Below are 13,261 nucleotides of genomic sequence, written 5' to 3' on the forward strand. Positions count from 1 at the left end.
GGGCAATGGTGCCATTCCGCCATTCGGCCGGAACATGGGTGTTGTGACCGATGGACAGGAGGCGCGCCGAGGGCCGAGGATGCTCGGGGAGTCCGTATCACCACAGGTCGGAAGGCCGGGTACGGGTCCTCTCCCCGCGGGTACCCGGAGGTGACGCCACGGCCGGGGACGGGAGCGAGTGGTGAACGACACGGTGATCGCAGGAGTGGACGGCTCGCCGTCCAGTCTTGCCGCGGTCGACGTCGCGGCCCGTGAGGCGCTGCTGCGCGGCGCGTGTCTGCGGATCGTGCACGCCTTCAGCCGCCCTGCCGATCTGGACCCGATGGTCCACGGCGTGCTGGCGCGGGCCGAGCGGCGTGCCCACGACCGCGCGCCCGGGCTGGAGATCGCCCGGACGGTGGCGTCCGGCGAGACGCTGACGGTGCTGCGGAGCGAGTCGCGGCACGCGGTGCTGACGGTGGTCGGCGGGCGCGGGCACGGAGGGTTCGGGGATCTGCTGCTGGGTTCGACGGTCGTGCAGCTGGCCGCGCACGGGCACGGTCCGCTGATGGTGGTCCGCGGCCGTCCGGATCCCGAGGGACCCGTGCTCCTCGCCGTGGACGGCTCACCGGCCGGGGACGCTGCGGCGGAGTTCGCCTTCGCCGAGGCCGCGCTGCGCGGGGCGCCACTGGTCGCGATGCATGTGTGGAACACCTGGAGCGAGCCGACGCCGTACGAGGGTCCCGCCGATCCGCTGAACGTGGTGGTGGATCTCGACCGGCTCCGTCAGCGGCACCGGCGGCTGCTGGAGGAGACGGTGGCGCGGCACCGGGACGGGCGTCCCGGTGTCGCCGTGGAGCCGAGGCTGGAGCGGGCGCGGGTGCGGCACGCGCTGCTCGACGCGAGCCGGGAGGCACAGCTCGTGGTGTCCGGGGCCCGTGGCCACGGCGGTTTCACCGGGATGCTGCTCGGTTCGGTCAGCCAGGCGCTGCTGCACCACGCGGACTGTCCCGTCACCGTCGTCCGCGGCGCGGAGTGAAGGAGGTCCCCGCTCCTCGCGGGGGCTTCCTCGCCGCGGCACGGTGACGATCACCGAAGCCGGCGGCCCGGACGTGCCGGTCGTCCGCGTGGGCGTCCCCGGCGCGGTGTCCGCCGCCGGCGACGAGGCGGGCACGGGTCCGGTGTCGGCACCGGGCCGGTTCGCCCGTTCCGTGGAGAGGAACGCCTGAATTCCTGTGCTCCCCCATGCACCCGTGCGCCCCTTGGCGGTGGCATTCGGTACGTCGGGTGCCGGTCCGGCACGGGCAGGACAAGGTTCGAGTGCCACATGTATGTGGACTCGTATATGTGGACTCGCTGAATTCCGTTTGTGTCGCTCGAGACAGGTGGTATTCGATGAGCAATTGCGTCCATGAACCGGCACCGGCGTGGCGGTCGGGAATCGCGCCGGGCATATTCCCGTCCGTAGGACACGGTATCGCCTTGTTCCGGCGCCCGCTGGAGTTCCTGAATTCCTTGTCCGCGTACGGAGATCTGGTGGAGATACGCCTGGGTCCCATGCGTGCCTGGATGGCCTGCCACCCGCGGCTGGTCCACGAGATGCTCAGGGACACCCGCACCTTCGACAAGGGCGGCCCCCTCTACGAGCGGCTCCGGGCCCTCATGGGGGACGGGGTCGTCACCTGCCCGCACGTCGATCACCGCAGGCAGCGCAGGCTGCTGCAGCCCGCCTTCCGCCCGTCCCGCGTCGCCGGTCTGACGGAGGCGATGGGCGAGGAGGCCGAGTCGGTGTGCCGCGCGTGGCGGCCGGGGCGGGAGGTCGACGTCAGCGCGGCCATGATGGCCCTGACCACGGGGGCGATCAGCCGGGTCCTGCTCTCCGACTCGCTCGACGCGGCGAGGGCCGCCGAGGTGCGGGACTGCCTGGCCGGGATCGTCCACGGCCTGTTCGTGCGTACGGTCGTCCCGGTCGACGTCCTCTTCCGGGTGCCCCTGCCCGCCAACCGCCGGTACCGGGACGCGGTCGCCCGTCTGCACCGGCTCGTGGACGCGGCGATCGCCGAGCGCCGTGCGGGCGAGCCGCGCGACGATCTGCTGGGGGCCCTGCTGGCGGCGGACGACGCCGGGGAGCACGGGGTGACCCCCGGTGAGGTGCACGACCAGCTCGTCTCCCTGCTGCTCACCGGGTCGGAGAGCCCCTCCCTGGGCCTGTCCTCCACGTTCAGCCTGCTCGCACAGCACCCGGAGGCCGAGCGCGAGCTGCACGCCGAGGTCGACTCCGTACTGGCCGGGCGCACCCTCCCCACCTCCGACGACCTGCCGCGCCTCCCCTACACCCGGGCCGTGGTCAGCGAAACCCTGCGCCACTCCCCGCCCGGCTGGCTCTTCACCCGGTCCACCACCAGGGACGTCGAGTTCGGCGGGCGCCGCCTGCCGCGCGGGACCACCGTTCTCTACAGTCCGTACCTGCTGCACCACGCGCCCTCGTCGTTCCCCGACCCCGAGCGGTTCCGGCCCGAGCGGTGGCTGTCGGGCGAGCACACCGACCAGCCGTACGGCGCGATGGTCCCGTTCTCCGCGGGCAGCCGGAAATGCCTCGGGGACTCCTTCGCCATGGCACAGAGCACGGTGGCGGTCGCGACCATCGCCCGGCGCTGGCGGCTGCGGCACCCCCCGGGGCCCGTCGCGCCGGTGCGCCCCGCGGTGACACTGGGCCCCAGGTCTCTGCGGATGATCTGCGAACCGCGCGGTGGCGGGCTCGGCCGGCGGTCCCGAGGGGCGGGTGACAACCTTGTCGACCCCACATGAGGACATCACGTCCGGTATACGGTACGGAATTCCCGGCGCCGATCTCAGGGACCTGATCGACACCCATCTGCACATGCCGTTCCCGTTCCGGGCCAATCCGCACGAACACCTGGTCACGGCGGGCGTCGAGAAGTGGCTGCGGGAAACGGGGCTGGCGGACGAAAGCTGGATTCCGGAAATGATCGCCCGTACCCGTCCGGCCCAGCTCGCCTCCTACAACGGTCCGGAGATGGATTCCGGCCTGCTGCAGATCGTCGCCAATCAGATCGCCTATCAATTCGTCTTCGACGACCGGGCGGAGGAGGTGGGCCGGCGGGGGCCCGGCCGGCTGCTGCCCATGCTGGACGAGAGCATCGCCGTGCTGCGGGACGACGCGTCGCCGTCGACGCCGCTCGGCGCGGCCCTGGCCGATCTGCACCGGCAGGTCCGCGAGCGGTGCACGCCCGCCCAGGCGGCGCGCTGGTCCGTCAAGAGCCGTGAGTACGTGCACGGCCTGCTGTACGAGGCGGTGGCACAGGCCGACACCGCCCCGCTGCCGACCGGGCTGTGCACGTCGATCCGGTCGCTGACCGCGGGGGTCGAGCCCTTCCACCCGCTGTGCGAGGCGGCACAGCCGTGCGAACTGTCCGACGCGGAGCTGCAGCACCCGGTGATGCTCCGGCTGACCCGGCTGTCGGCCGACGCGGCGGTGTGGATCCCCGATCTGTACTCCGCGGTGAAGGAACGGCAGGCCGGCGGGATGATCAATCTGGCCCTCGCCCACCAGCGGGCCCACCGCTGCTCCCTGCCGGTCGCCGTCCTGCTGGCGATCCGGCAGATCAACCGGACGATCGACGAGTTCGTCGGCCTCTTCGAGGAGATCAGGCCGCGGCTGAGTCCCTCGGCCGTCGGCTATGTGGAGGGCCTGGCCGGCTGGATCCGCGGGTGCTGCCACTGGTCCCGCACCGTGCCGCGCTACGCCGACACGACGGCGGTGCCGGTCTGACCCGGGCGCCGCCCATTCGAGTGGCCCTACCCACGGGAGGGATGCCCCAAGCCGTCGCCACCTCCGATTCACCCGTCCTGTCGTGGCCGTACCGGAATGCGGACACGGTGCGCCGCGACAGGCATACGCTCGTCCACCACCCGTTGGCCGAACGACAGGAAGCGGTACGGCACATGACGATCGAGCGGCGGCAGCACGCCACGGAGTCCCGGCCGTTGCTGGAACGCCGACGGGAACTGCGGGCGCTGGACAAGGCGTTGGCGGCCCTGCTGGAGACCCGGGACGGGGTGCCGCAGGTGCCGCGCGGCGGGCTCCTCGTCTTCACCGGGCCGGGCGGGATGGGCAAGACGGCGCTGCTGGCGCAGGCCCGCTCCCGCGCGCTGGCCCAGGGGGTCACCGTGCTGTCGGGCTGCGGCGGCCGGAACGAGCAGGAGCTGGCGTTCCGCGTGGTGCGCCGGCTCCTCCAGCCCGCGCTGGCCGCGATGGACGGCGACGAGCTCCGCGCGTTCCTGGGCAGCTGGTACGACGTCGTCGCCACCGCCCTCGGCCTGGAGGCGACGCCCGGCCCCCACGTGCCCGACCCGTCCGGGGTCCGCGAGGGCCTGGACTGGGTCGTGACCCGGCTCGCCGCGCGGAAGGCACCCATGGTGCTGCTGCTCGACGACCTGCACTGGGCGGACGTCGAGTCCCTCGACTGGATCACCTCCTTCGCCCCCCGGGCGGCGGACCTGCCGCTGCTGATCGTCCTCGCCCACCGGCCCGACGACCTGCCGCGCGAGGCGGAGCCGCTGCGCGCCCTGCCGGGCAGCCTCGGCACCCGCCCCTACGCGCTGGAGCCGCTCACCGCCGAGGCGGTGGCGCGGATCGTCAGGGACGAGGTGGGGGACGGGGCCGAGGACGAGTTCTGCGAAGAATGCCGCCAGGTCACCGGGGGAAACCCGTTCGAGACCGTCGAACTCGCCATCAGCCTGGGCGAACGCAATCTGCGGGGCGCCTGGCACGAGCTGAGCGCGATGCGGGACCTGGCCGCGGCGCTCAAGGGCAGCGGACTGATCGAACGCCTGCACGCCCTCGGAACGTCCACCGTCCGTTTCGCCTACGCCGCGGCCGTACTCGGCGAGTCCGTGTCGCAGGAGCTCGCCGCCACCATCGCCGTGGTCGGCAGTGAGGCGGCCGCCGAGGCGACGGAGCGGCTGCGCGCCGCCCGGATCCTGGCCGAGGGCGACGGCACCGGGGAGCAGCTCGCCTTCGTCCACCCGCGGATCGCCACCACCGTCTACCGTTCCATCCCCTCGGCGCTGCGGGTCGGACTGCACAACAGGGCCGCCGAGGCCGTCCGCGCCGCCGGGTTCGGGCCGGCGGCGGCCGCCCGTCACCTGCTGGAGGTTCCCTGCGACGGCCGCGCAGAAGCGGTGGCGTGTCTGCGCGAGGCCGCCCGCGAGTACATGCGCGCCGGCGCCCCGGAAGCGGCCCGGCGGCTGCTGACACGAGCGCTCCAGGAGCCGCCGCCTCCGGAGCAGCGCGCCGAGCTGCTGCACGAACTCGCCTCCTCCACCTTCCTCATCAAGCCCACGGCCACGGTCGCGCACCTCCGTGAGGCGCTGACGGAACCCGGCCTCGACCCGGAGCTGCGGGCGTCCATCGTCTACCGGCTCACGCAGGCGCTGGCGCACATCGACCAGGTGGCCGAGGCCGCGGCCGTCGCCGCCGACGAGGCTCGGCGCACCCCGAACCCCCGGATCAGGCTGCGGATGCTGGCCGACCACTTCGTGTGGAGCTCGTACCGCACCGACGAGCCGGACCCCGCCGCCCGCTCGCGCAAGCTCGCCAGGCTGGCCGCGAAGGTGTCCGGCCGCGGCCTGGAGGAGCGGTACGTCCTGGGCCTGCGGGCCTGGGAGGCGGTGGTGTGCGGCGAGCCGCGGCGGACGGCCCTCGAGTACGCCGAGCGGGCCCTGCGTGGCGGGCTGAGCTGGACCGACGAGAACCGGGGCTTCGAGGTGCCGGTGGCGGTGGCGATGGTGTTCCTCTACGCCGACCGGCCGCGGCGGGCCGAGGAACTGTTCGGCAAGGGCATGGCGGAGTGCGAGGCGAAGGGCTGGCGCGGCTCCCACCTCGCCCTGGGCCAGACCCTCGCCGGGTACATCCGCTACCGCCGGGGCTCCCTGGCCGAGGCCGAGAATCTGGTCCGGGAGGGGCTGCGCATCGCCGACCGGGTGGAGGGGGCGGTGCCCGCCCAGTGGTTCGCCGTCGGCATCCTCATCCAGATCCTGCTGGCCCGCGGGCGTACGGCGGCGGCACGCCGGATCGCCGACCACCACCGCTACGGCGGGCCGGCCCCGAACGCCGTCATCTACCCCGACCCGCGCACGGTCTACGCCGAGCTGCTGCTGGCGGAGGGCCACGCGGACGAGGCCGCCGCGCTGCTCCGTGCCGTCGGGGACTGGCTGGACGGGCGGGAGTGGCGCAATCCCTCCTGGTGCGCCTGGCAGTCGGGGCTGGCGTCCGCGCTCGCCCGCAGCGCGCCCGACCGGGCGGTCCGGCACGCGCGGGACGCGGTCAAGCGGGCCCGGGACTTCGGGGCGGCCTCGGCGATCGGGCAGGCGCTGCACACCCTGGCCGAGGTGACCGGCGGCCCGGCCGCGCTCGACCTGCACGCGGAGGCCGTCGGCCATCTGGAACAGTCCCCCGCGGCCTACGAACTGGCCCGCGCCCTGGTCGGCCACGGGACGGCGCTGTCCCGCACCGGACAGGTGCAGGAGGCCGCCGACCTCCTCTACCGCGGGCTGGAGGGCGCCGTGCACTGCGGCGCGGAGGCGCTGGCGGCACGGGCCAGGGACGAGCTCGCCGCGGCCGGGCTGCGGCCGCTGCCCCTGCGTTACGCCCAGACGGACACGCTCACCGCGCCCGAACGGGAGGCCGCCGAGCTGACGGTCCGGGGAGCGTCCACGGCGGTGGTCGCCGAAGGGCTGCGCCTCACGGAGCAGGGCGTACGCCATCTGCTCTCGTCGGTCTACCGCAAGATCGGCACGGATGCCTCCGGCCTGGCGGCCGCGCTGGAGTCGTTTCCCCGGCCCCGGCCGTGAACGGGCAGCGGCCCGGGGCGGCCGTACTCCCCACGGCTCTTCGGACCCGCCCGCGTACGACGCGCCGGACGCGGCCCTTCCGGTCTACCGGGGCGGCCGACGAGGCCTTCCGGGACGGCCGACGCCGGCGGCCCGGACGGGCGCCGCAACCGGCTTCGTGTCGGCCGCGTGTCCGCGGGGTCCGGCCCGCAAAGGCCCGGTTCAGCCCAGGAAGTTCAGCCGCACCCGGCGGTCGGGGTTCTCGCGGTCGGTGTCCGCCGACCTCCGTCAGGACAACTTCGGTCACAGACGCGAACCATCCCTTCCGAACGTACGTCCTGTTCTAGGGTGCCGATAGTGATCCAGGAGGTGGGGGCCCGTGGAGCAGGCAAGGACGGCGCTCGCCGAGCGGAGGGCGGGAGTTGGTGATCCGCGGGCGTTGGTCGGTGGGATGCGGCGGTCGGTTCTTCCGGTGCCGTCGGTGGGCGGTGGTCCGTGGTCGGCGCGGTCCGGTGGTGTGCGGTGGGTCTGTGCGTCCACGGACGAGGTGGCGTTGGCCCGGTTCGCGCTGCCACACGGTCCGGGTGACCGGCCGATGGGCCACGCCGCGCTGCTGGGCGCGCGCATCGTGGACAAGATCGTGCCAGGTCCGGGTGAGTCGGCCGGGCCGGCGGTCGACATCGCGACGGAGGACGGGGCGATGTTCTTCCCGCCGGTGACCGGCGTCGTCCCGGACACACCAGCTGTGGATGCCGAGGTGGAGGGGGACGGTCATGGGTGGTGACGGGGTGGATCTCAGCTTCGACCAGGCGTCGGTCGTCAAGTTCACGCAGGGCGTCGGTGTCACCGAGGAACGCGCCCGGCAGGCGCGGCAGCAGGGCGACGGCGGGGGTGACTGAGCGTGGGCATCGGCGACTTCATCAAGGACATCACGCCGGACTCGGTGGAGGACGCGGTCGAGGACGGTGTCGAGTGGCTCGGTGACCGGGTCGAGGGCGCGGGGAACTGGACTGCGGACCGGCTGGACGACGTCGGCTGGGAGTCCGGCGCGGACTGGGTGCGCGAGCAGTCGCGCTCGGTGGCGAACCGGATGGGCGCCGAGGTCGACGAGATGGACCTCGGGCAGACCGAGGACAAGACCAAGCTCGTCTACGGCAGTGCGGAGAAGATCCGTTCCACCGCCGAGAAACTCCGCGCCTTCCAGAAGGCGTTCGACGACGCCGGGGAGGGCCTGAAGGGCCTGGACTCCTCCCAGCTCAAGGGCAAGGCGGCCGAGGCGCTGCGCAAGGCGGTGAGCACACAGCCGCCCAAGTGGTTCAGGGGCTCCGACGCCTGCGAGAAGGCGGCCGGCGCGCTGGAGTCGTTCGCCTCCACCGTGACCTGGGCGCAGGGGCAGGCGCAGACGGCGATCGAGAAGTGGAAGGAGGGGGTCAAGGCGTCCGAGGAGGCCGCCGACGCCCACCGCAAGAAGGTCGACGCCTACAACAAGGCCGTCGACCGCTACAACGCCCAGCCCGCCGACCGGCGCGACCCGTCCACGCTGCCGCCCTGTCCGGCGCCGACGTTCGACGATCCGGGCAAGAAGCTGATGCAGGAGGCGCAGGAGATCCTCGCCGACGCCCGCAAGCAGCGGAACACGGCCGCGGAGACCGCCCGCAGCGCGGTCCGCGCGGCGCGGGACCTGGCCCCCGAGAAGCCGTCGTACGCGCAGCAGGCGGGGCAGGGTCTGCAGGAGCTGCAGATCATGGGGGACCACGTCGGCGGCGGGATCATCAAGGGCACCGCGGGGCTGGTGAACTTCGTGCGGGGGATCAACCCGCTGGACCCGTACAACATCACCCACCCCGCCGAGTACGCGACGAACCTCAACAGCCTGGCCTCCGGCCTGGTGCTGGCCGCCAACGACCCGGTCGGCACCGGCAGGCAGATGGTCAGCGACTTCATGAAGGACCCCTACGAGGGCTTCGGCCGGCTCGTCCCCGACCTCGCGCTGACCGCGGCCACCGGCGGGGGCGGTGCCGCGGTCAAGGGCGTGCGCATCGCCGCCGACGCGGCCCGGGCACGCAAGATCCTCGACGACGTTCCGGACGGCACCCACAACCGCCCCGACGGTACCCGCACCACCGACGGCACCGACCCCGTCGACCTCGCCTCCGGCCGCATGTTCCTGCCCCAGACCGACATCGAACTGCCCGGCATCCTGCCCCTGACGTTCACCCGCCGCACCGAGTCCGGCCTCACGGCCGGCCGCTTCCTGGGGCCGTCCTGGACCTGCACCGTCGACGAGCGGCTGGAGATCGACGCGGTCGGCGTCGTCCACGTCGGCGCCGACGGCCTGCTGATCACCTATCCGCATCCGGTACCGGGCTCCCCCACCCGCCCCGAGTCGGGAACGGCCCGCACGCTGCTCACGCGCGACGGTGACGGCGACTACACGGTCACCGACCCCGACACCGGCCTGACCCGCCACTTCACCGCCCCGCCCGGCGCCGAGCCCGGCGGCGACGGCGACGCCTGGCTGACCTCCCTCACCGACCGCAACGGCCACACGATCACCGTCGACCGCACCGAGGACGGGCTGCCGCTGGCCCTGGTCCACTCGGGCGGCTATCACGTGAAGCCGACCTGCGCCGACGGCCGGATCACCGCCCTCTCCCTGGCCGGGGCGGGCGAGGCGGGCACCGACCTGCCGCTGATGGCCTACGGCTACGACCGGAACGGCGACCTCACCGCCGTCACCAAGCCCTCCGGCGCCACCACCACCTTCCTCTACGACGACCGCCACCGCGTCACCGCCTGGATCGACTCCAACGACAGCCGCTACGACTACACCTACGACCACCACGACCGCGTCGTCGCCGAGGGAGGCGAGGCCGGCCACGTCCGGATCACCCTCGCCTACACCGACCCCGACCCCGAGACCGGCCACCGCACCACCACCCTCACCACCGCAGACGGCCGCACCACCCGCCACCGCATCGACGGCCACTGCCGGGTGATCGCCACCACCGACCCGCTCGGCCACACCACCCGGTACGGCTACGACGCCCACGGCAGTCTCGTGAGCCGTACCGACCCACTGGGGCGAACGACCGCCTTCACCTACGACAAGGACGCTCGTCTCGTCTCGACGGTCCGCCCCGACGGCAGCGGACACACCCTGAGGCCGGGGCGTTTCGGGAGGCACACGGAACTGGTCGGACCCGACGGGGCGCGATGGTTCCAGGAGTTCGACGAACGCGGTAACCGCACCTCCGTCACCGACCCCGGCGGTGGCACGACTCGCTTCACCTACGACACCCGAGGTCACCTGACGTCGGTCACCGACGCACTCGGCGCCGTCACCACGGTGCGGTGCGACGATGCGGGGCTGCCTGTACAGGTCACCGACCCGGCAGGGGGCGAAGTCCTCCTGGAGCGCGACGCACTGGGCAGCGTGGTCCGTGTCACCGACCCGGGCGGCGGGGTGACCCGCCTCGAGTGGGACGCTGACAGGAATCTCGTCCGACGCGTCGCACCGGACGGCACCGTCGAGTCGTGGACCTACGACGGGGAGGGCAATCAGCTCACGCACACCGACCCGGTCGGCGGTGTTTCCCGCTGCGAGTACAGCCACTTCGATCTGCTGACCGCCCGAACCGCTCCCGACGGCGCTCGATACACATTCGCGTACGACGCCGACCTCCGACTCGTCGAGGTCACCGATCCGCAGGGCGCACGGTGGACGTACGAGTACGACGCGGCAGGTCACGTGGCCGCGGAGACCGACTTCGACGGCAGGACGCTCCGCTACCGGTTCGACCCCGCCGGGCTGCTGCTCTCCCGCACGGACGCGCTCGGGCAGACCATCACCTTCGAGCGTGACCAGCTGGGACGGGTGCTGCGGAAGGACGCCGCGGGGAAGGTCACCACCTACGAGTACGACCCGGCCGGCCGCCTTCTGCGTGCGACGGGGCCGGACAGTGAACTGCTCTGCGTGTACGACCGCCGTGGCCGGCTCAAGGCCGAGATCGTCGACGGCCGCACCATGAGCTACACCTACGACGTCGTGGGACGCAGGACCCGCCGCATCACGCCCACCGGGCATGTCACCACCTACGGATACGACACGGGCGGCCGCCCCGGACGACTGACCACCGGCCGGAACTCGGTCGTCTTCACCCACGACGTCGCGGGCCGTGAAACGGCCCGGGTCTTCGGTGACATCGAGGGCGCTCTCACCATCACCTCCGCCTGGGACGCAGCCGGTCGTCTTGCCGCCGAACACATGAGCGTCGGCGGCCGGACGCTCAACCGGCGTGCCTACACGTACCGCCCGGACGGCTATCTCAGCGCGGTCGACGACCAGTTGGCCGGAAACCGTTCCTTCGACCTGGATGCCGTCGGCCAGGTCGTCGGCGTCCGGGCGCAGAACTGGTCCGAGCGGTACGTGTACGACGCGAGCGGCAGCCAGGTGGAGGCCGTCTGGCCCGTCTCCCATCCGGGGAGCGAGGCGATCGGACAGCGGACCTACGCCGGCTCGGCGATCCTCCGTGCCGGAGCCGTCCGCTTCGAGCACGACGTGCTCGGCCGCATCACCCTCCGTCAGAAGCGGCGTCCGTCCCGGCGCCCGGACACCTGGCGCTACACCTGGGACGCGGAGAACCGCCTCACCTCGGTCGTCACTCCGGACGGAACCCACTGGCGCTACCGGTACGACGCGCTGGGCCGTCGCATCGCCAAACAGCGGCTGGCCGACGACGGCGAGACGGTGGCCGAGGAGATCCGGTTCTCGTGGGACGGGATGACGCTCTGCGAAGAGGCCATCCTCCAGGAGGATCTCCGAACCACGGTCGCCCTCACCTGGGACCACCGCTCCGGTGTTCCCCTGTCCCAGACCGAGCGCGTCCTCGGCGCGGGCACCCGCCAGGAAGAGATCGACCGTCGGTTCTTCGCCATCGCCACCGATCTGGTCGGCACGCCCACCGAGCTGATCGACGAGGACGGCGCCGTCGCGTGGCGCAGGCGGGCCACCCTGTGGGGCACCACTGCCTGGGCGAAAGACAGCAAGGCCTACACTCCGCTGCGCTTTCCCGGCCAGTACTACGACCCCGAGACCGGCCTCCACTACAACCTGTTCCGTCACTACGATCCCGAGACAGCCCGCTACATCACGCCCGACCCCCTCGGTCTTGCTCCCGCGCCCAATCCCGTCACCTACGTACGCAACCCCCACACCTGGTCCGATCCGCTTGGGCTCAGTCCTTATCCGCGCGGCGAGCGAGGCAACCCGTTCGACCACCGTGCCGACGCTGAGCGGGCCGCCTACGAACTCGCCGGCGTGCGGTACGGCGAGGAACCGATCGCCGAATGGACCGTGACCGGGGATCGGCACCTCAAGCACGCCCCCGGGTACATCTATTCGTCCGACCCGGCCCACTGGGGTCACTTCCGCCAGTTCGAGACGGACAACGGCTCACGCGTGGTGGTCGAGCACACCCACGATCCGGCGGGCCCGCACTTCCATGCCGGCAAACCGAAGAACGACGACACTCGAAGCCTGGTCAACTTCGGCTGGGACAACACGCAGATCCAACGGCCGGACGGCACCGTCGGCTATCCGGAGTCCATGGAGAGGTATGCCAAGATAAACAAGCCAGGCGGTGATCATCACCTTTTCTATTCGGGCGGCTGAACCCGGCGAACCGACGGAGGGCAAGCGGTATGAACGACCGGCTGACGCCACACTGGCTGGAGATCTTTGAGAAGTGCGGTCTCGAGATCGTGGAGGACCAGACGCACGACGGACCTCCCGTCGATGCCGCGCTCCATGCGGTGAACGGGGTCGAGGTCCGGCCGTCGGCCGAGGTCTCCGACTCGGACCCTCAGGCCCTGGAGAAGCTGAGCGGGGAGTGGCACCGGCGGGCCGAGCCTGCGCGCTTGTTCACGGAGAGCGGCGATTTCCTGATCCTGGCCCCTGGATCCGGCGGGAGCAAGGTCGGCTGGGTGCGGGTGAGGGACCGGGTCGGCGAGAACCTTCCCTTGCGTGTCGCCGCAGCGACGGGCGCCCCCGAGTTCATCGCCGTTTCGGTGGACGGACGTCATCTGTGTGCCTCCACGGTGGAGGACGACGGCTACTGGGTGGTCGTGCACGAGTTCTGAGGCCCGGAACCTCGCCGCCGACCTGGGCACGCGCATGAGGTCCCCACGTTTCCTGCTGCGTGATCGCGACGGCGAGTACGGCCAGTCGTTCGATGCTGTCTTCGAGGCCGAGGAGATCACGATCCTCGTGAGCGCGCCGCAGGCCCTCGGGTGAGCATCCACTGCGAGCGGGTGATCGGCACCATACGGCGCGAGGCCCCGCCCCGCTCGGTCTCGGGCCCGCGACCGACCCCGCGCCCCATGTCGACGCCCCGCACACACGGTGTGATGCTGTGGGGCTCGTGAA

At 72.2% G+C, this 13,261-nt stretch carries 9 protein-coding genes; all 9 read left to right on the forward strand.

The genetic code is table 11. From position 1 onward, the window contains the following. The first annotated feature begins 181 nt into the window (after positions 1 to 181). The 9 genes from ACH5AO_RS01825 to ACH5AO_RS01865 all read left to right on the forward strand — a co-directional run bounded on the left by ACH5AO_RS01825 (position 182) and on the right by ACH5AO_RS01865 (position 12,975). Positions 182 to 1,018, forward strand: coding sequence for a universal stress protein (locus ACH5AO_RS01825; RefSeq protein ID WP_398920716.1), 837 nt, complete (start codon positions 182 to 184; stop codon positions 1,016 to 1,018). Positions 1,019 to 1,061: 43 nt separating this feature from the next. Next, entirely contained in the window at positions 1,062 to 1,208 is a 147-nt protein-coding gene (locus tag ACH5AO_RS01830) for a hypothetical protein (protein ID WP_398920718.1), read from the forward strand. 166 nt (positions 1,209 to 1,374) lie between these two features. Further along, on the forward strand, positions 1,375 to 2,787 hold the full coding sequence (locus ACH5AO_RS01835) for a cytochrome P450 (protein WP_398920720.1): 1,413 nt from the start codon (positions 1,375 to 1,377) through the stop codon (positions 2,785 to 2,787). Continuing rightward, positions 2,771 to 3,772, forward strand: coding sequence for a (-)-alpha-amorphene synthase (locus ACH5AO_RS01840; protein ID WP_398920722.1), 1,002 nt, complete (start codon positions 2,771 to 2,773; stop codon positions 3,770 to 3,772). The genes ACH5AO_RS01835 and ACH5AO_RS01840 overlap by 17 nt, the downstream gene beginning before the upstream one ends. A gap of 173 nt (positions 3,773 to 3,945) precedes the next feature. After that, positions 3,946 to 6,855: an ATP-binding protein gene (locus ACH5AO_RS01845; protein WP_398921077.1), complete on the forward strand. Its 2,910-nt coding sequence runs from the start codon at positions 3,946 to 3,948 to the stop codon at positions 6,853 to 6,855. 358 nt (positions 6,856 to 7,213) lie between these two features. Beyond that, a complete protein-coding gene (locus tag ACH5AO_RS01850) occupies positions 7,214 to 7,618 on the forward strand; it encodes a hypothetical protein (protein ID WP_398920725.1) in 405 nt (134 codons plus the stop codon). Continuing rightward, entirely contained in the window at positions 7,608 to 7,733 is a 126-nt protein-coding gene (locus ACH5AO_RS01855) for a hypothetical protein (RefSeq protein ID WP_398920726.1), read from the forward strand. The genes ACH5AO_RS01850 and ACH5AO_RS01855 overlap by 11 nt, the downstream gene beginning before the upstream one ends. A 2-nt stretch (positions 7,734 to 7,735) precedes the next feature. Beyond that, positions 7,736 to 12,508 carry a putative T7SS-secreted protein gene (locus tag ACH5AO_RS01860; protein WP_398920728.1) on the forward strand — a complete coding sequence of 1,591 codons (4,773 nt, stop codon included), beginning with the start codon at positions 7,736 to 7,738 and terminating at the stop codon, positions 12,506 to 12,508. A 29-nt stretch (positions 12,509 to 12,537) separates the two neighbouring features. Continuing rightward, entirely contained in the window at positions 12,538 to 12,975 is a 438-nt protein-coding gene (locus ACH5AO_RS01865) for a hypothetical protein (RefSeq protein ID WP_398920730.1), read from the forward strand. Positions 12,976 to 13,261 lie beyond the last annotated feature (286 nt).

Origin of the sequence: Streptomyces sp. NPDC018964, from assembly GCF_044390325.1 — a bacterium.
Taxonomy (GTDB): Bacteria; Actinomycetota; Actinomycetes; order Streptomycetales; family Streptomycetaceae; genus Streptomyces.

What these genes read in the sequence shown, in the direction of transcription:
- ACH5AO_RS01835 (WP_398920720.1), top strand. Translation starts at nt 1,375, where the DNA reads ATGAGCAATTGCGTCCATGAACCGGCACCGGCGTGGCGGTCGGGAATC.
- ACH5AO_RS01845 (WP_398921077.1), top strand. Translation starts at nt 3,946, where the DNA reads ATGACGATCGAGCGGCGGCAGCACGCCACGGAGTCCCGGCCGTTGCTG.
- ACH5AO_RS01855 (WP_398920726.1), top strand. Translation starts at nt 7,608, where the DNA reads ATGGGTGGTGACGGGGTGGATCTCAGCTTCGACCAGGCGTCGGTCGTC.
- ACH5AO_RS01865 (WP_398920730.1), top strand. Translation starts at nt 12,538, where the DNA reads ATGAACGACCGGCTGACGCCACACTGGCTGGAGATCTTTGAGAAGTGC.